We start from the raw sequence: 17,648 nt of genomic DNA on the forward strand, positions 1-17,648 counted from the left end.
TTCGAGTCCAGGCTCGGACCGGACCACACTGGCAGGTGTGAGCACCCTCCAGCAGCCCCCGGCCCACCTCGCCCCCCTGCCCGGCGGGAGGGTCCTGCTCCGCGGGGGTGTCCTCGCGGGCGCGACGGCCGACGACGGCGGCACCGGGGGAGTGCCGAGCGCCCTCGTCCTCGACGGGTCGACGGTCGCGTGGGTCGGGGACGAGGAGGGCGCCACCGCCTGGGCCGACCGGGTGGACCGGGTCGTGGACCTGGGCGGGCTGCTGGTCACGCCGGGCTTCGCGGACGCCCACGTCCACCTCACCATGACCGGCCAGGGCCTGGACGGGGTGGACCTGTCCGGCACGCGGTCGGTGGGGGAGGCTCTCGACCTGGTCGAGCAGGCGGTCCGCCGGCGACGCGGGCGCCCCGTCTACGCCCACTCCTGGGACGAGACCCGCTGGGCCGAGGGCCGGCCGGTCACCTCCGCCGAGCTGGACCGCGCCTCCTACGGCGGGGTCGTCTACATGCCGCGCGTGGACGCCCACTCGGCCAGCGTGTCCACGGCCATGGCCACGATCGCCCGGGTCCGCGACATCGACGGGTGGGACGGCACCGGCGTGGTGCGCCGGGACGCGTTCGCGGCGGCCACCAACGCGTTCACCACCACCCTGACCCCGGCCGACCGGGAGCACCACGTCTCGCTGGCCCTGGACGCCGCCGCGGCCGTCGGGGTCACGCTGCTCCACGAGATGGGGGCCTCCCACCTGACCAGCCACGACGACATCCGTGACGTGCTGGCCCACGGGGAGGGGGCCGGGGTGCCGGACGTCGTCGCCTACTGGGGCGAGCTCGCGGTGGACGCCGAGGCCGCCGCCGAGCTGGCCGGCTTCCTCGGCGTGCTGGGCCTCGCGGGCGACCTGTGCGCGGACGGCTCCTTCGGGTCCTTCACCGCCCACGTGGAGCAGCCCTACCTGGGATCGCCCTCCGGCGGTCGTGACGACGGCCACCACGTCGGCTTCGGCTACCTGGGGGTCGACGAGGTGCGCGACCACGTCCTGGCCTGCACCCGGGCCGGGCTGCAGGCCGGCGGTCACGTCATCGGCGACGCCGCCCTGCGGACCATGGCCACCGGCTTCCGCGCCGCCGCCGACGAGCTGGGGGTCGAGGCGGTGCGCGGCGCCCGGCACCGCTGGGAGCACGTCGAGCTGCCCTCCCCCCAGGTGCTGGCCACGATGGCCGAGCTGGGCGTCTGGGCCAGCGTCCAGCCCGTCTTCGACGCCCTCTGGGGCGGTTCCGAGGGCATGTATGCCGCCCGCCTGGGCCCGGAGCGCGCGCTGGCCGCCCTCCCGCTGCGCGACATGGTCGACGCCGGGATCCGGGTGGCGCTCGGGTCCGACAGCCCGGTCACCCCGCTGGGTCCGTGGGCGGCCGTGCGGGCCGCGGTGCTGCACCACAACCCCGACCAGCGGCTCACCGCGGCCGAGGCCTTCGCCGCCCACACCGTCGCCGGCCACGAGCTGGCCGGGCGCCCCGGCGGCCACCTGCGCGCCGGTGCCCCGGCACGTACGTGGTCTGCGACGACGGGCACGGGCAGCCGGCGCCCACCGGCCCCTCGACCGGGCTGCCGGTCCTCGACGACCCCGACCTCCCCCTGCCCGTCGCACGGCTCACCGTCGTGTCCGGCCAGGTCGCCCACGACCGAGAAGGAGCCTGAGTGAGCCCCCGCCCCGGCACGAAGACCCCGCCCCGCACCCCGGCACGCGTGGTGGCCCCGCCGCCACCCCTCGAGCTGGACCCGAAGGTGGTGCGCCGCGCGCGCACCCTGGCCCGGCGCCTGGGGGAGCCCGTGGTGGAGATGACCCGCAACCGCACCACGGTCTCCGTCGAGCGGGCGACCCTGCGCCTGGCCGGCCTGGCCGGTGCCGACCACGAGCGGGTGCCCTGGGTCAACCACCTGGTCGACGCGGTCCGCGACCAGGTGGGGCTGGAGCACGGCGTCACCACCCCCGTCTGGGACGCGCTGCGCCGCGAGGAGGCGCCCGACCTGCTCACCCTGGCCCAGAAGGCCTCCGCGGGAGCGGTGAGCTTCCGCATACCCGACCGGCGCCGGGAGCTCACCGCCGCCCGCCGGGCCGCCCGCGCGGCCGTCCGCCCGGGCCTGCGCCGCATCGACCGGCAGCGGGCCACGAGGGAGCGGCTGATCACCCGGCTGGGCGACCCGCCGCAGCGTCCCTGGGTCTACCTCATCGTGGCCACCGGGGACATCCACGAGGACATCCCCCAGGCCCAGTCCGCGGCCCGGGCCGGTGCCGACGTCATCGCCGTCATCCGGTCCACCGGCCAGTCGCTGCTCGACTACGTGCCCGAGGGGGCCACCCGGGAGGGCTTCGCCGGGACCTACGCCACCCAGGAGAACTTCCGGCTCATGCGCGAGGCACTCGACGAGGTGAGCAAGGAGCTGGGCCGCTACGTCCGGCTGACCAACTACGCCTCCGGCCTGTGCATGCCCGAGATCGCCACGCTCGCGGGTCTGGAGCGCCTCGACATGATGCTCAACGACTCGATGTACGGCATCCTCTTCCGCGACATCAACCCGGTGCGCACCTTCGTCGACCAGCGGTTCTCGCGCCAGATCCACGCCCGCGCCGGCATCATCATCAACACCGGCGAGGACAACTACCTCACCACCGCCGACGCCGTCGAGGCGGCGCACACGGTCACCGTCTCGCAGCTGATGAACGAGTACTTCGGCACCGAGGCGGGGCTGGCGGACTGGCAGCTGGGCCTGGGCCATGCTTTCGAGATCGACCCCGACCTGCCCGACTCCTTCCGGATGGAGCTGGCGCACGCCCTGCTGGCCCGCCAGCTCTTCCCGGACGCCCCGCTGAAGTGGATGCCGCCCACCAAGCACATGACCGGCGACGTCTTCCGGGGTCACCTGCTCGACGGGTTCTTCAACCTCGCCGGGGTGATGACCGGCCAGTCGATCCTGCTCGTGGGGATGATGACCGAGGCCGTCGTCACGCCCTGGCTGTCGGACCGCGACCTGGCCCTGCAGAACGTGCGCTACGTCCTGGGCGCGGCCGGCGGCCTGACCGAGGACTTCCGGCCACCGCCCGACGGGTTCATCCAGACCCGGGCCCGCCAGGTGCTCTCCGAGGCCGTGGACCTGCTGGAGACGATTACCCGCGACCGGGGCGCGAAAGGCTCCGGGTCGATCCCCCTGCTGGAGGCCATCGGCGACGGCACCTTCGGCCTGATGAAGCGTCCCGCGGACCGCGGCAAGGGCCTGGACGGCGTGGTGGTGCGGGCCGACGACTACGACAACCCGGCCATCACGATGCTTGAGGAGGGGTCCCGGTGAGCCAGCCGACCGTCGTCCGACCCTACGGGGACACCACCGGGGACGGCATGGTGCAGGTCTCCTTCACCCTGCCGGTCCCGCACGACAAGCGTGCCGAGGGGGCGGCGCTGCAGCTGGCCGGCAAGATGGGCCTGGCCCCCGCGCTGCTCGTGCACGCCAGGGCGGTCGGACCGGCGCACACCTTCTTCATCGTCTACGGCAGCGTGTCCCACCTGGTCGACCTGGCCCAGGTGCAGGTCGTCGAGCGGGACCACCCCCTGCTGACGCCCAAGGAGGTCAACGCCGCCATCCGCGAGCGCCTGCGCCGTCCCCTCGTGGTCGTCGGCGCCTGCATCGGCACCGACGCCCACACGGTGGGGATCGACGCGATCCTCAACATCAAGGGCTTCGCGGGGGAGAAGGGGCTGGAGTACTACTCCGAGGTCCGGGTCGTCAACCTCGGCGCCCAGGTGCTCGTGCCCGAGCTCGTGGAACGGGCCCGCGAGGAGCAGGCCGATGCCGTCCTGGTGTCCCAGGTCGTCACGCAGCGGGACGCGCACATCTCCAACACCACCCAGATGGCTGCCGCCTTCCGGGAGGCCTACCCGGCCGGGCAGGTGCCGCTCCTCGTCGTCGGGGGACCCCGCTTCGAGGAGGGGTCGGCCGGTCAGCTGGGGGTCGACCGCATCTTCGGCCGGGGGACCACCCCCGGGGAGGTCGCCTCCTACCTCGTGCACGCCCTCGTCGAGAACGGAAGGTCCAGCGCATGACCACGCAGCAACCCGCCGCCCGCCCCGCCACCGTGGGGATGGGTGTCACGCACGCCCGTTACGTCCCCTACTCGCACGCCCACTACGCGGGCAACCTGGTGGACGGCGCCTACAGCCTGGCGCTGTTCGGCGACGTGGCCACCGAGCTGTGCATCCGCACCGACGGCGACGAGGGGCTGTTCGCCTCCTACAGCGACGTCCAGTTCCTCGCCCCCGTCCGGGCCGGCGACTGCGTGGAGGTCAGCGCGACGCTGGTCCGGGTCGCAGCCGCAGCCGGGAGATGGAGTTCGAGGTCCGGGTCGTCGCCCGCGGGGACGCCGCGCGGGGAGGGTCGGCCGCCGAGGTGCTCGACCCGGTCGTGGTGGCCACGAAGGCCCGGGGCACCGTCGTCGTCCCCCCGCAGGGCTGACCGGACGGCCGCAGGGCAGCACCCCGGCGTGTCCAGCGCGACACGCCGGAAGGAGACCGTTCGAGGTGCGGATCACGTTGTCCGGATCGGTGCGCATGACCTGCACGTTTGCCTCGTCCTCGCAGGTCAAGGGGCTGTTGACAGGGGAGCGGACGGCCGCCTACGTTCTTCAGGTCCCCACGAACGCGACGCAAGTCGTCGGGGAGCCACGGCCCCGCGCACCGAGTAGACAACGGTCGGGGGACGGCCACCAGCCGTCTCACGACCGGCCCCAAAGGTGCCGGGGCCGGGCCGCGTCCTGGGCGGCCTCGGAAAGTTTCCGCGACGGCCCCAGGGACACCTACCCTGGGCTCGTGCTCCTCCCGGTCCGCCTCCTCCTCTCCGTGCTGGGGGGAGTGGCGCTGTGGCTGGCCTTCCCGGGCTTCGACCTCTGGCCCCTGGCGTTCGTGGGCACGGCAGCCCTCACGCTGGCCACCGTCGGCACGCGCTGGTGGGTCGGCGGTCTGGCCGGTCTCGGGCTCGGACTGACCTGGTTCACCCCGATGTTCACCTGGGCCAGCACCTACGCCGGCCTGGCCCCCTGGATCGCCATGAGCGTGGCGTCCGCCCTCTACCCCGCGGCGCTCGGCGTGGTGCTGGCCCTGCTGCAGCGGGGCGGTCGGGTCCGGCCGTTCGTCGGCGCAGCCGCCTGGGCGGTCATGGAGCAGGCCCGGGCCGTCACCCCGTTCGGCGGCTTCCCCTGGGCACGGCTGGGGTTCAGCCAGGCGGACTCGACCCTCCTGGGGGCGGTGTCCGTCGTCGGCGTCGAGGGCCTCGGGCTGCTCGTCGCCCTGGTCGGAGGGCTGCTCGCACTCGGCGCCCACCGTCTTCTCGTCCACCGGACGGCGGCCGCCGGGGAGGCGCACCGGCCCCCGGCCCGGGCAGGCCGGCCCCTCGGCCCGGCCTGGCTCCCGCTGGTCGGCGCGACCGCGCTCGTGCTGGTCCCCGTGCTCGTCCCCCGGCCGACCGCGGGGGAGCCGGTCACGGTCGCGGCCGTGCAGGGGGACATCCCGGAGGGGTTCACCCGGACCCTGACGGCCGAGCGTGGGACCATGCTGCAGCGGTACACCGAGCAGACCACCGACCTGGCGCAGGACGTGGAGGCGGGTCGCCGGCCGGCCCCCGACCTGGTGGTCTGGCCGGAGGGAGCCACCGACCTGGACCCGTTGCACCCCGAGGGGGGCGAGGGCACGACGGCCCGCATCATGGACGCCGTGGAGGCCGTCGACGCCCCGGTCGTCCTCGGCGGCATCTCGCGGCAGGGCGGCGAGGACCCCTACAACATGGTGTTCAGCTACCTGCCCGGGGAGGGGCTGGACCGCACCTACAGCAAGGTCTACCTGGCCCCGTTCGGGGAGTTCATGCCGTTGCGTCCGCTGCTGCGCCACCTGAGCCCGTGGGTGGACCGGATCAGCGACCTGTCCGCCGGCACCGAGCCGGGCACCATGCCGGTCCCGCTGGCGGACGGTCGCACGGTCGACCTTGGCCTGGGGATCTGCTTCGAGGTGGTCGTCGACCCTGCCGTGCGGGACGTGGTCCGCGGCGGGGCCGACCTCCTGGTCGTCCCCACGAGCAACGCGTGGTTCGGGGAGGGGCACCAGTCCGTCCAGCACATCGCCGCCTCCCGGGTGCGGGCGGTGGAGCACGGCCGGTCGGTCGTGCACATCAGCAACGTCGGGGTGTCCGGCCTCATCACCCCCGACGGCCGCGTGCACGAGCGGACCGACCTCTACACCCGGGCCACGCTCCTGGGGGAGCTGCCGCTGCGCTCGGGGACCACCCCGGCCCTCCACGTCGGTCCGTGGGTGCCCCCCGTCGCCGCGGCCGTGGTGGTGGTGGCCCTCCTCCTGGGGCTGCGCCGCGGGCCGGCCCGGACGCGCGCGGTCGGGGCGGGCAGCCGGCCCGCAGCTAGGCTGCCCCGGTGACCACGACCCCCAGGCCGGCGATCCGGCGCGTCTGCGTGTGCGTGCCCACCTACAACGAGGCCGGCAACATCGAGGCCATCGTCCGACGGATCCGCACAGCCGTGCCGTCCGCCGACGTCGTGGTGCTCGACGACGACAGCCCGGACGGGACGGGGCGGATCGCCGACCGGCTCGCCGCCCAGGACCCGCAGGTGCACGTGCTGCACCGGCCGGGCAAGCAGGGCCTGGGGCCGGCCTACCTGGCCGGCTTCGCCTGGGCCCTGGCGCGCGGCTACGACGCGGTGGTGGAGATCGACGCCGACGGCTCCCACCAGCCCGAGCAGCTGCCCGACCTGCTGGCGGCGGCCGCGGACGCGACGTGGTCGTGGGTTCGCGCTACGTGCCCGGTGGCACCGTGCGCAACTGGCCCGTGCACCGACGGGCGCTGTCGGTCGGAGCCAACACCTACGCCCGGCTCCTCCTGGGCATCCCCGTGCACGACGCGACGGCCGGCTTCCGGGTCTACCGGGCCGACGCGCTGCGCGCCATGGACACCGCCGCGGTCGCCTCGCAGGGTTACTGCTTCCAGGTCGACCTCACCCTCCGTGCGCTCGACCAGGGTCTGCGGGTGGTGGAGGTGCCGGTCACCTTCGTCGAGCGCGAGGTGGGGACCTCCAAGATGGACGACGCCATCGTGCGGGAGGCCGCCGTGCGCGTGGGGGTCTGGGGCGCGCGACGCCGCTGGCGTCAGGTCCGCCGGATCCTGGGTGGCACGGGGGCCGGGGAACGTCGGGGCGGTCCGCGGCGTTCACCCAGGTGGCACCACCTCGAGGAGGACCACCTGTGACCACCCGTCCCACCCCGCCCCGTCGCCGCGGCGCCCTGCGTTGGCTGCTGATCGGAATGCTCGCGCTGCCCCTGGTGGAACTCGTCGTGCTCGTCCTCGTGGGCCAGCAGATCGGGTTCTGGTGGACCCTGGCGCTGGTCGTGGGCGTGGGCCTCGTCGGGGCCTGGCTGGGCCGTCGCGAGTCCGGCCGGACCTACCGGGCCCTGCAGGAGGCGGTGCGCTCGGGCAGGCCGCCGGCCGACGAGGTGACCGACGCCATCCTCGTGATGATCGGCGCCTTCCTCCTGGTGCTGCCCGGATTCGTCAGCGACCTGCTGGGCCTGGCCGCGGTGCTGCCCTTCACCCGACCCACGGCCCGGCGGCTGTTCCAGGCTGCCGTCGCCCGCCAGGCCGACAGGGTCACCGCCGGCATGGTCGGCGGCCCCGGGGCCGCGGACACGTCGTGGGGTTCCCCGACGCGGACGCGTCGGGGCGGGGGAGAGGTCATCGAGGGCGAGGTGGTCGAGGAGACCCCGCCACCGGGAACCACCGCCCCGGGACGCCCACGCCTGGAGGAATAGGCCTCCGACCAGCACGACTGGCCCCGCGGCAGGGGCGCCGCTATGATGAAATGTCCCCCTGCAGCCGACCCGGACGTCCCGGGCGCACCTTCATGCGGGCAGCCGAGGGGAACACCGTGACCGTGGCAGGCGTTGTCACCCACAGAGTCACACGACCGACCCGATCCTAATCACGTGTCCCGGACACGAGGGGAGTGCACATGGCTGAGAGGTCCCTGCGCGGAACCAACCTGAGCTGGTTGTCGTTCGAGAGCGACGAGGGCGTCACCTTCAGTGAGCGCCAGATCACCCGTTACGTCTGCCCCGACGGGCACATCAGCGAGCTGCCGTTCTCGGTGGAGGCGGAGATCCCGCCGCTGTGGGAGTGCCGCTGCGGCCTGGACGCCAAGCTCGTCGACGGCCCCGAGCCGGAGGCCAAGGCCACCAAGCACCAGCGCACCCACTGGGACATGCTGCTGGAACGGCGCTCGATCCCCGAGCTGGAGGAGCTGCTGGAGGAGCGCCTGGACCTCCTGCGCACCCAGCGGGGCGAGAAGCCCCGGCGCCGCAGCGCCTGAGCCAGCCCCACCGCATACCCCCACGGCCCCGGACCGTCAGGTCCGGGCGTCGTGGTTCCCGGTGGCACGGCTGCGCTCGTCTCAGGTTGCGCACCGCCCAGGATGGGGCAGGGTAGGAGGGTACGTTCAGCCCACCTGAGAGGAATGAACCATGGGACTGGGAGACAAGATCTCGAACGCCGCCGAGGACGCCAAGGGCAAGGTCAAGGAGGGCGTCGGCGACGCCACCGACAACGAGCGCATGGAGGCCGAGGGCAAGGGGGACCAGATGTCCGCCAGCGCCAAGAAGGCCGGTGAGAACGTCAAGGACGGCTTCAACGACGCCACCCGCTGACGCCACGACGACGTCCGGCCCGGCCGGACGCACGGCCCGCCAGGGTCGCAGGAGGACCCACCGCCCGTCAGGGCCGGTGGGTCCTCCTGCGTCCGGGGCCGCCCCGGACGCAGGTCAACGGGCGGGGGAGTCCTGCTCGTCGTCGGTGGAAGGCCGCTCGCCCGAGGTCCCCGCACCGGTGGCCCGGGTCGCCCCGCGCCGCCGCAGCCCCGGGAGGCGGATGCGCCGCCGCTCCTCGGTGGTGGCCTCCTGGATGGTGCGCTCCTCCTGCTCCTGCTCCCGGGCGGCCTTCGCCCGGTAGAGCGGTGCAGCATGCTCGGCGCGGGCGGCGGCCACCGCACCCTCGGGGGTGGTGACCGCGAGGTCCTCGGTGTGCAGGTCTCCGGTGCGCAGGTCGACCTGCTCGCTGAGGTAGCGCAGGAGCACCACGACCGAGGCGGCGACCGGCACGGCCAGGAACGCGCCGACGATGCCGAACAGCGTCCCACCGCCGGCGACCGCCAGCAGGATCACTCCGGGGTGCATCTGCATGCTGCGACCCTGCAGCATCGGCTGGAGCACGTTGCCCTCGATCTGCTGCACGGCCAGGACGAGCAGCAGCACCCAGACGGCGGTCGTGAAGCCCTGGGTCACGAGCGCGACGAGGATCGCCAACCCGCCCGCGATGAAGGCCCCGACGATGGGGATGAACCCGCCGAAGAAGGTCAGGACGGCCAGCGCGAGCGCCAGCGGGACCTGCAGGATCAGCAGGCCGATGCCGATCAGCACGGCGTCGGCGGCACTGACGATGGCCTGCGTACGGATGAACCCGCCCAGGGTGTTCCAGACCCGGGTGAGCGCCTCGGTGAGGTGACGGCCCGCCGTGCGGCCTGCGGTCCGGCGTAGCCACGGCAGGAAGTCCGGCCCGTCCTTGAGGAAGAAGAAGGTCAGCACGAGGACCATCGCCAGGGTCACGAGCGCGGAGCCCACGGCGCCCACCCCCGAGGCCACGTAGCCGGCCGCCTGGGTGCTCTGCTCCCGCAGCCAGTCGATGCCCTGGTCGACGTAGCTCTCGACCTGGGCGGCCTCGAGGTTGAGCGGAGGGCCGTCCAGCCAGTCCTGGACCTGCCCGATGCCCTCGGAGGCCTGGTCGAAGATCTCCTGCGACTGGCTGGCCACCGACGGCGCCAGCGCGGAGATCACGCCGCCGACCAGCCCGAAGGCGAACAGCACGGTGATCACCGTGGCAAGCGCGGCCGGGACGCGCTTGCGGCGCAGGAAGGCGACGACGGGCCACAGGACGGTGGAGACGATGAGCGCCAGGATGATCGGCAGGACCCCCACCCAGACCTTGCCGAGGATCCACCAGAGGACCCATAGGGCCGCCGCCACGAAGAGGAAACGCAGGCTCCAGTCGGCGACGGCCTTCATCCCCACGCCGATGACCTGACCCCGGTCCACGCCGACGTTGGTCGTCTCCTCGGGCCGGCCCAGCGGCGGCTGCTGGCTTCCCGGAACGGTCGGCGGGCGGTGGCCGGCCTCCTCGGCCGGTCGTTCCACGCGCACGCTGGCCGAGGAGACCTCCTGGGTCTCCTTGTGCAGGTCCGAATCGGGCATCCCCACTCCTGATCGCTCTCGGGCCGGCGGTCGCCGACGCCCCAGTGTCCCATCCGGACCGCGGCCGGGCTGCCGGGACAGGTCCGGATGTGGACGATGTCTGCGGCTCAGCCGCCCTCGGTGCCGGTCGGGGTGGGGGCGACGCGGGTGCCCACCTCCACGCTCTCACCGGGGGCCAGCCGCAGCGAGCGTTCGCCCCGGGCCGCGGTCTCCACGCACACGAACCGCAGCCACTCCTCGTCGCCCAGGTCCTCGAGCTGCGCCGCCTTGTCGGCCCAGGGGTTCCACAGCACGGTCTGGGCCGCGCCCCTCGGCACGACGTGCAGGGCCCGCAGGGTGGTGCGGTCCTCGACCACCACCGGTCCGCTGCGGTCGTAGACCCGGTCCGTCTCTCCCTGCAGGCGTACCGGACCGTCCTGCGTCTCCTCCCGGCCGGTCACCTTGTCCAGGTAGGTGGCCTCCTCCAGCCCGAGGACGGTGATCTCGCGGACGTCCCCCACGTGGAGGTAGGTGTGCAGGGCCACCTCCACGGACAGCTCGTCGTCGCCGGGGTTGTGCACCCGCAGCGCGAGGTCCAGGACCGGTTCCTGAGCGCTGCCGCCGAGCGCGACGGCATACCGCAGCTCGAAGTCCCCTGGCACGTGCTCGGACCCGGGGGAGCCGGCGACGTCCTCCCGCGCGATCCGCCAGGCCCGGACCTCGTCGTCCTGGGGCTCGACGGCGGTCCAGGAGGTGCTCCGCACCAGCCCGTGGCTGGGGCGAAGGCCCCCCTCGGGCCCGTCCGCGAACCACGGGAAGCAGATCGGCACCCCGCCGCGGATCGGCCGCGAGCCGTCCAGGCGGGCGTGCCCGCTCAGCCAGACGACGGGCAGCCCGTCAACGGTCCACTCCGCGAGGTGGGCGCCGAAGTCGTAGGCCACGAGCCGGGAGGGGCCCTCGACGTGGAGGTGCGGGGTCAGCGTCATGGGCTCCACCCTAGGCCTCGCCCGCACGGACCCGACGGACCGCGAGCGCCTCCACCTCGTAGCGCGACGCCCGTCCGCCGGCGGTGCCGAAGAAGCGGCGGCGCAGGCTGCCCCGGACCTCCACCTGCTGACCGTCCGGCAGACGGAGGGCGGTGCGCCGGGTCCGGGCGGACCAGCAGGCGACGTCGATGGTGTCCACCTGCCGTCGTGCGCGGTCCCCGTCCCGGCCTGGCCGCGGCACCACCAGCCGGAACTGCACGAGCTGGTCCCCGCTGGGCAGCTCCCGCGGGACCGGGGCGCCGCTGACGCGCCCCATGAGGTGGACATCGTTGACCCCCTCCGACCCGCTCGCGGTCGTCGCCGCCGTGCTCCCGGACCTCGTCGTGCGCGTCATGGGTCCAGCGTGCGTGGCCGGGTGCGGGTCGGGAAGGCGCAGGACCGCGGATGTGGACGGCCGGCGGCGGTCAGGCGGGGCTGTGGACGTGGGTCGGCTACGGTGGCGCAGATGGAGGGTCAGCCGGTGGGGAGGAGGACGTGGCCGGCGCCACTGCCGTACGACGACGTCCTGCGCGACCGGGTGACCGGCCACCTGGCCGGACACCGGCGGCGGGTGGCCTCCCTCGGCGACCGTCGCCACGCGGCCGTGGCGCTGGTCCTGGTGGACTCGGTCCCCGGCGGCGCGCGGACGGAGGCACGGGACGCCGGGGGACGTCCGGTGCACGACCCGGCGCTGCTGGGGGACCGGCTGGACCGGGCGGACGGGGGAGCGGCGTTCCTGCTGTGCCGGCGACCGCCCCGGCTGCGCCGCCACGGCGGCCAGTACGCGCTTCCCGGTGGACGGCTGGACCCTGGCGAGGACGTCGTCACGGCAGCCTTGCGGGAGACCGAGGAGGAGGTCGGTCTGCGGCTGGGGGAGGAGGACGTGCTGGGGCTCCTGGACGACTACGAGACCCGGTCCGGCTTCGTGATGACGCCGGTGGTGCTGTGGGCCGGGGGAGCGGGGGAGCTGCGCCCCGACCCCGGTGAGGTCCAGGCGGTCTTCCGGGTCGGCCTGCACCACCTGCTGCGCGAGGACTCGCCCCGCTTCACCCGCATCCCGCAGAGCGAGCGGCCCCTCGTGGAGCTCGTCCTCGGGGACGAGGTCGGGCACGCCCCGACCGCGGCGGTGGTGCTGCAGCTGGGGTGGCTGGGCCTGCAGGGGCGCCCCGACCCGGTCCACCACTTCGAGCAGCCCGTCTTCGCCTGGCGCTAGACGCCCGGCCGGTGCCTCGGAGGCGCCGGTAGTGTCCAGACCCATGGGCGTCCAGCACCGTCTCGACGAGGCCATCCGAGAGTTCTACACCGGGACGTTCGACGAGGACGCCAGGACGGGCTCGTCCGTCGACGGACGGGTCGAGGTCGAGCGCACCCGGCGGCTCGTGCGACGCGTCCTCGCCCCGGGCTCACGGGTGCTGGACGTCGGTGGTGCGACCGGGGTGCACAGCCGGTGGTTGGCCGACGACGGGCACGAGGTCACCCTCCTGGACCCCGTCCCGGCCCAGGTGGCCAGGGCCGCCGAGGTGGACACCTTCAGCGCCCTCGTCGGGGATGCCCGCGACCTGCCCTCGGCGGACGCCTCCTTCGACGCGGTCCTGCTGCTGGGTCCGCTCTACCACCTCGTCTCCGCCGCCGACCGGGCTACCGCCCTGGCCGAGGCCCGCCGGGTCCTGCGGCCCGGCGGGGCGCTGTTCGCCCAGGGGATCGGTCGGCTCACGGCGTTCACCGAGGCCGTGACCACCCGGGGCTTCCCCGACCTGGGTCAGGCCGACCTGGAGATTCTTAGAACAGGTGTCTGGTTCAGCACGCACGGCGGATTCCCCGGGGGACACCTGCACTCGGTCGCCCAGCTGCGTCAGGAGGTGACGGCCGCGGGGTTCACGGACGTGGTCGTGCACGGTCTCGAGGGTCCGGGAACCGGGGCGCTGGAGCTCGTCGCCGAGGACGCCCGGCTCGTGGAGCTCGCCGTGGAATTGGTCGAGCGCCTGGAGGAGCAGCTCGTCGGACGTCCGACGGTGCTCGACGCGCTGGCGGAGCGCAGCCCGCACCTGCTGGCGGTCGGCCGTCGACCACCGTGACCGGGCGGGCGGCCGCCTACGCCGAGGACCCCGCCGGAGAACGTCGGGCCCAGTGCTTCAGGGCCAGCACCACCGTGGTCAGCCCGGCGAGCCACGCCGCCTCGGCCGCCCAGGGCTGCTGCGTGGTGGTGCCGGCGACGGTCAGCAGGAGCAGCAGACCAGTGCCGCCCAGCTCCTGGAGGCCGGACGCCGACCGGCTCAGCACCGCCCAGCCCCCGGACATCCAGGCCGTCAGGAACGCCAGTCCGAGGACGTCGTCGGAGGGCCAGCCGGTCGACAGCACGAGGACCGCGGCCACGGTCACCAGCCCCGCGGCGAGCAGCCCGTCGATGCCCACGGGCTGCTCTCGATGCTGAGGGTCGGGCGGCACGGCACCCACCGTAGCGCCCACGTGCGCGTCGGGTCCGGCCGGAAAAGGTCAGGATCTTGCGAGGGCCACTCCCGCGGTGCCACGGTGCAGCATGACCGTGCGACCCTGCCTCGTGTCCGACCTGCCCGTCGACGGTGCGCCGTGGATGGAGCCCGACGCCGACCTCGGCGAGAGCCGTAGTCTCGTCGAGGAGGTCGACGGCGAGGTGGTCGCCGCCGGGCTGCGACGGCGCGGCGCTCCGGACGACGACGTGGACCTGGTCGAGCTGGCCTGCCGGCCGGGACGGGGCGCCGACCTGCTGAAGGCACTGGTCGCCGAGGACGATCGACCGGTGATGCTGCGCGTCGTGCCGGGCACGCCCAAGGCGGAGGCGGTCGCCGTGGTCGGCCACGTCGAGGTGATGCAGAGCCTGCCCCCGGGGGCGATCCCCACCGACCACCCGGACGTGCTCGCCTGGTCCCACGAGCGTCTGTCCGCGGCGGAACTGGAGCGGCTGACGCTGACCCCTGCCACGGACTTCACGGTGGAGCAGCTGCTCGACCTGTGGATGGTCGCCTACGTGCCGGCGCACGAGGGCTTCCTGCCCGTCAAGGACGCGGACGCGACGCGCGAGAAGTTCCGCCGGTGGTTCGCGGAGAGGCTCGACCGGGAGTCCAGCTTCGTCGCTCGTGACGGCGACGGCCACGTGGTCGCCGCCACCATGATGACCGCCGAGATCGACGGCGTCCTCGTGCCGAACCTGGTCGAGGTCTGGCCAGGACACCCGGTGGCCGAGACCGCCGCGTCCGCGTGCGTGGCCGCGACGGTCCTGGCCGTCAGCCCGCGCCCGGTGGAGTTCGAGGGCCACGTCGACCAGGCCCTCTACATGAGCGTCATGGAGATGGTCCCGCACCGCTCCGCCGGCGTGCTGACGCCGATGGACATGGTCCGCATCCAGGGCGTGGAGGGCGCCTCGGTGCCACGCTCCGGTCAGACTGAGTAAACGCCGATAAGCGACATTATGTAAAGTAAGTCGCGGAAGGCCGATCTGCGGTGCCTGCCCCTGCGGGCGACCTGCGGACCGTTCGACGCTCCCCTGGACCATCTCGGCCACGCGTCGCGGCCACGACTTCTATGCTGCTCCCATGACGGATCTCGACATGGTCGAGGAACGGATCTGGGCGCTGCTCGATCCGTATCGGGAGGAGCTCGAGGACGCCACGATCTGCGGCATGCCGTCGTTGAGGTGGCCCGGCTCCGGCGGGCACGACTACTTCGTCGCGGTCGGGCGCAGCGCAGGCAAGGTCAGCCTCTACGCGGTCGCCGTCGAGACCTGGCCGGAGGCCCTCGAGGAGTCGTCGCCGACGTCAGGAAACGCCGCACTGGTAAGGCGACCTTCTCCTTCCCCACCATGGACGACGATCTGGCGGCCGAGCTCGAGGCCTTCCTGGCCCGCCTCTACCGCTCCTACCGGGCGCACCACTCGGACTCCGCGTCGACCTAGCACGGGGACGACGGGCGACGGACGCGCCCGGCGGTTCGTGCCGCGCCGGGGCATGTCGGGTGCTCCGCGGAGCAGCCCTGCGTCCGGTGCTCCGCGGAGCAGTCCTGCTCGACCTACGGCGGAAACCTGTTCCTGCAGCGGGTAGGAACCCGCCGTAGGAGCCGGAGGTCGCTGCAGGTGCGGATCGCCGCGGCGACGTGGACGGCCGAAGCCGCCGGTGAGCCGTGGGTCAGCCGTGCTGCAGGCAGGTCGTCGCCCACGGGCGCGCCTCCAGCCGACCCTGCGGGATCGGCTCACCGCACACCGCGCAGCGGCCGTAGCTGCCCTCGTCCAGCCGGGTCCGGGCCAGCCGTACCTCCTCGAGCAGCCGGCCGAGGCTCTCGTGGGCCGTCACCGCGGTGGACCGGTCGACGACCAGAGGCTCGCTCTCCCCCAGGCACCGCGCCAACGCAGCCCTGGCGTGCCCCTCCTGGGCCCCGGTCAGCTCCTCCAGCCGGGTCCTCACCTCGGCCTCCTTGGCCGCCAGTCGCTCCCCCACCGTCATGGGACCAGCTGCCTCACCCCGCCGGTGGCAGGTCGTGGGCGACCTCGTGGCTGGGCTGGTAGAGCATCATGTCGTCGGCACCCGGGACCCGCAGCCACACCTCGGTCCCGAAGCGGCGCTCGACCGGCTCGGTGGCGAACTCGGCGCCGCGGGCGGCCAGCTCGGCCATCGTGGCCGCCAGGTCGTCGCACAGGAGCGAGATCGCGTGGTGGCGCGGCACCTCGAACCCTCCGGGGCCAGTGGTGGGATGGACGCCCAGCTCGCTGGGGCCGGTGCGGAAGATCAGCCACTCGGGCTGACCCTCGGGCACGTCGTCGGCCACGTGCGGCAGCCGCAGCACGTCGCGGAAGAAGGCCCGGGTGGCGACGGGGTCGTCGGAGTAGACCAGGGTGTGGAGCGCGGCGATCATGACTCGACCGTAGCCCCGGACGGCCCGGGCTGGTAGGGGGTGCCTCGGCAGGGGTCCCACCTGCGCCGTGGGACGATGGTCCGCCCGACCGGAAGGCCCCATGTCAGCCCCGCTCCCCCGTCCGCGCCGCGTCTACGGCACCCTCGCCGCCGCCGAGATGGTCACCTGGACCCTCCTTCTCGTCGGCATGGTCGCGACCTACCTGCTGGACGCCGGGCACCTGCCGGTCCGGGTGGGCGGCGGTGTGCACGGCTTCGTCTTCCTCGCCTACGTCCTCGTCACCCTGGTCGTGGCGGTCGACCAGCGCTGGTCGGTGCGGGACCTGGCCCTGGGACTGGCCTCGGCGGTGGTCCCCTACGCCACCGTGCCGTTCGAGCGCAGCGCCGAGCGGCGTGGCCTGCTCGGCGACCGGTGGCGTCTGCTCCAGGCCGGCGCCCCCGCCGGGCCGGCCGGGCGTCTGGTCGCGGCCGGGCTGCGGCGCCCCGTGCTCGCCGTGCTGGTGGGCCTCGTCGCCGTGGTGGGGGTGTTCGTGCTCCTGCTGGCCCTGGGGCCGCCGACGCAGTGGTTCGCCGGTCCGGAACCGCTCCGCCCGCCCGCCGCAGTTTGAGACCCATATACCCCAGGGGGTATGATGTGGGGCATGGCGACCACTGACCTCACCGTGTCCTCGTTCGAGTCCACCATCACCGCGGACGGCATCGTCCTCGTCGACTTCTGGGCCGACTGGTGCGGCCCGTGCAAGCAGTTCGCGCCCGTCTACGAGGCCGCGTCCGAGCAGCACCCAGACATCACCTTCGGCAAGGTCGACACCGAGGCGGAGCGTGAGCTGGCCGCGGCGGCGGGCATCAGCTCCATCCCGACCCTCATGGCCTTCCGCGACGGTATCCCCGTCTTCGCCCAGGCCGGCGCCCTGCCCCCGGCGGCCCTCGAGCAGGTCGTCCAGGCCGTGCGCGGCCTGGACATGGACGACGTGCGCGCCCAGGTGGCGGCGCAGCAGGCCCTGCAGGACAAGCCGCTGGAGATCTCGGCCGAGGACTTCGCCCGGATCTACGAGGAGGGCGAGGTGACCCTCGTCGACGTGCGCGAGCCGGCCGAGTACCGCGCGGGCCACCTGTCCGGGGCCCAGCTGGTGCCGATGCGCACGGTGGCCGAGAAGGCCGACGAGCTGCCCAAGGACGAGCCGGTCTACGTCATCTGCGCCACGGGCAACCGCAGCCAGTCGAGCAGCCAGCTGCTCCGCCGCGCGGGCGTGGAGGCCTACTCCGTGGCCGGCGGGACCCAGGGCTGGGCGATGGCGCCCCCGGGCGTGAGCTCGTGCCCGGGCCCCACGCCACCGCGCAGGCCTGACCGGACCCGTACCACCGGCGTCCCCGGGGCGCCGACGTGCACGAGACGCCGGCGGGCGACCCCGAGATGCGGGGGT

At 73.9% G+C, this 17,648-nt stretch carries 18 protein-coding genes and 2 pseudogenes; 14 read left to right on the forward strand and 6 right to left on the reverse strand.

What is annotated here, in order from left to right:
• The first annotated feature begins 37 nt into the window (after positions 1-37).
• The 9 genes and pseudogenes from BJF81_RS06165 to BJF81_RS06205 all read left to right on the forward strand — a co-directional run bounded on the left by BJF81_RS06165 (position 38) and on the right by BJF81_RS06205 (position 8,744).
• Entirely contained in the window at positions 38-1,699 is a 1,662-nt protein-coding gene (locus BJF81_RS06165; RefSeq protein WP_158068622.1) for an amidohydrolase, read from the forward strand.
• A complete protein-coding gene (gene kamD, locus BJF81_RS06170) occupies positions 1,696-3,345 on the forward strand; it encodes a lysine 5,6-aminomutase subunit alpha (RefSeq protein WP_237770057.1) in 1,650 nt (549 codons plus the stop codon). Before BJF81_RS06165 ends, kamD begins: the two co-directional genes overlap by 4 nt.
• A complete protein-coding gene (gene kamE, locus BJF81_RS06175) occupies positions 3,342-4,094 on the forward strand; it encodes a lysine 5,6-aminomutase subunit beta (protein WP_075957546.1) in 753 nt (250 codons plus the stop codon). The genes kamD and kamE overlap by 4 nt, the downstream gene beginning before the upstream one ends.
• 280 nt (positions 4,095-4,374) lie before the next feature.
• Positions 4,375-4,503, forward strand: a complete 129-nt coding sequence (locus tag BJF81_RS20280; RefSeq protein ID WP_269087311.1) for a hypothetical protein — start codon at positions 4,375-4,377, stop codon at positions 4,501-4,503.
• Between the two features lie 353 nt (positions 4,504-4,856).
• Positions 4,857-6,467 (forward strand): apolipoprotein N-acyltransferase, encoded by a 1,611-nt coding sequence (gene lnt, locus BJF81_RS06185; protein WP_075957547.1) that lies wholly within the window; start codon positions 4,857-4,859, stop codon positions 6,465-6,467.
• Positions 6,464-7,293, forward strand: a pseudogene (locus BJF81_RS06190) (polyprenol monophosphomannose synthase). The gene lnt and the pseudogene BJF81_RS06190 overlap by 4 nt, the downstream one beginning before the upstream one ends.
• Entirely contained in the window at positions 7,290-7,853 is a 564-nt protein-coding gene (locus BJF81_RS06195) for an FxsA family protein (RefSeq protein WP_237770058.1), read from the forward strand. The pseudogene BJF81_RS06190 and the gene BJF81_RS06195 overlap by 4 nt, the downstream one beginning before the upstream one ends.
• Positions 7,854-8,053: 200 nt before the next feature.
• Positions 8,054-8,410 carry an RNA polymerase-binding protein RbpA gene (locus BJF81_RS06200; RefSeq protein ID WP_075957548.1) on the forward strand — a complete coding sequence of 119 codons (357 nt, stop codon included), beginning with the start codon at positions 8,054-8,056 and terminating at the stop codon, positions 8,408-8,410.
• 151 nt (positions 8,411-8,561) lie between these two features.
• The gene (locus tag BJF81_RS06205; protein WP_075957549.1) at positions 8,562-8,744 is read left to right on the forward strand and encodes a CsbD family protein; all 183 of its coding nucleotides are present in this window, start codon (positions 8,562-8,564) and stop codon (positions 8,742-8,744) included.
• A 114-nt stretch (positions 8,745-8,858) separates the two neighbouring features.
• On the opposite strand, the gene BJF81_RS06210 is transcribed toward BJF81_RS06205, so the two are convergent.
• The 3 genes from BJF81_RS06210 to BJF81_RS06220 form a co-directional block, all read right to left on the reverse strand.
• Positions 8,859-10,340 carry an AI-2E family transporter gene (locus tag BJF81_RS06210; RefSeq protein WP_075957550.1) on the reverse strand — a complete coding sequence of 494 codons (1,482 nt, stop codon included), beginning with the start codon at positions 10,338-10,340 and terminating at the stop codon, positions 8,859-8,861.
• 107 nt (positions 10,341-10,447) lie between these two features.
• Positions 10,448-11,305, reverse strand: coding sequence for a D-hexose-6-phosphate mutarotase (locus tag BJF81_RS06215; RefSeq protein WP_075957551.1), 858 nt, complete (start codon positions 11,303-11,305; stop codon positions 10,448-10,450).
• 10 nt (positions 11,306-11,315) lie between these two features.
• Positions 11,316-11,699, reverse strand: a complete 384-nt coding sequence (locus BJF81_RS06220; protein WP_075957552.1) for a single-stranded DNA-binding protein — start codon at positions 11,697-11,699, stop codon at positions 11,316-11,318.
• Positions 11,700-11,810: 111 nt separating this feature from the next.
• On the opposite strand from BJF81_RS06220, the gene BJF81_RS06225 reads away from it, so the two are divergent.
• Together BJF81_RS06225 and BJF81_RS06230 are read left to right on the forward strand one after the other, a co-directional pair.
• Positions 11,811-12,557, forward strand: a complete 747-nt coding sequence (locus BJF81_RS06225; RefSeq protein WP_075957553.1) for an NUDIX hydrolase — start codon at positions 11,811-11,813, stop codon at positions 12,555-12,557.
• Positions 12,558-12,600: 43 nt separating this feature from the next.
• Entirely contained in the window at positions 12,601-13,419 is an 819-nt protein-coding gene (locus BJF81_RS06230) for a class I SAM-dependent methyltransferase (RefSeq protein ID WP_075957554.1), read from the forward strand.
• 16 nt (positions 13,420-13,435) lie between these two features.
• Here the strand turns inward: BJF81_RS06230 and BJF81_RS06235 are convergent, their stop codons facing one another.
• A complete protein-coding gene (locus BJF81_RS06235) occupies positions 13,436-13,789 on the reverse strand; it encodes a hypothetical protein (protein ID WP_143780692.1) in 354 nt (117 codons plus the stop codon).
• A gap of 91 nt (positions 13,790-13,880) precedes the next feature.
• Between BJF81_RS06235 and BJF81_RS06240 the strand changes: the two genes are divergently transcribed.
• The gene (locus tag BJF81_RS06240) at positions 13,881-14,771 is read left to right on the forward strand and encodes a hypothetical protein (RefSeq protein ID WP_075957556.1); all 891 of its coding nucleotides are present in this window, start codon (positions 13,881-13,883) and stop codon (positions 14,769-14,771) included.
• A 730-nt stretch (positions 14,772-15,501) separates the two neighbouring features.
• Here the strand turns inward: BJF81_RS06240 and BJF81_RS19270 are convergent.
• Positions 15,502-15,816, reverse strand: a complete 315-nt coding sequence (locus BJF81_RS19270) for a TraR/DksA family transcriptional regulator (protein WP_075957557.1) — start codon at positions 15,814-15,816, stop codon at positions 15,502-15,504.
• Between the two features lie 13 nt (positions 15,817-15,829).
• Complete coding sequence (locus tag BJF81_RS06250) at positions 15,830-16,225, reverse strand: VOC family protein (RefSeq protein WP_075957558.1); 396 nt, start codon at positions 16,223-16,225, stop codon at positions 15,830-15,832.
• A 100-nt stretch (positions 16,226-16,325) separates the two neighbouring features.
• On the opposite strand from BJF81_RS06250, the gene BJF81_RS06255 reads away from it, so the two are divergent.
• A complete protein-coding gene (locus tag BJF81_RS06255) occupies positions 16,326-16,832 on the forward strand; it encodes a DUF3817 domain-containing protein (RefSeq protein ID WP_075957559.1) in 507 nt (168 codons plus the stop codon).
• A gap of 33 nt (positions 16,833-16,865) precedes the next feature.
• A pseudogene (gene trxA / locus BJF81_RS21410) lies at positions 16,866-17,459 on the forward strand (thioredoxin); the annotation flags it as partial.
• Positions 17,460-17,648 lie beyond the last annotated feature (189 nt).

It is taken from the genome of Ornithinimicrobium sp. CNJ-824 (genome assembly GCF_001942405.1).
Classification (GTDB): domain Bacteria; phylum Actinomycetota; class Actinomycetes; order Actinomycetales; family Dermatophilaceae; genus Ornithinicoccus; species Ornithinicoccus kibberensis.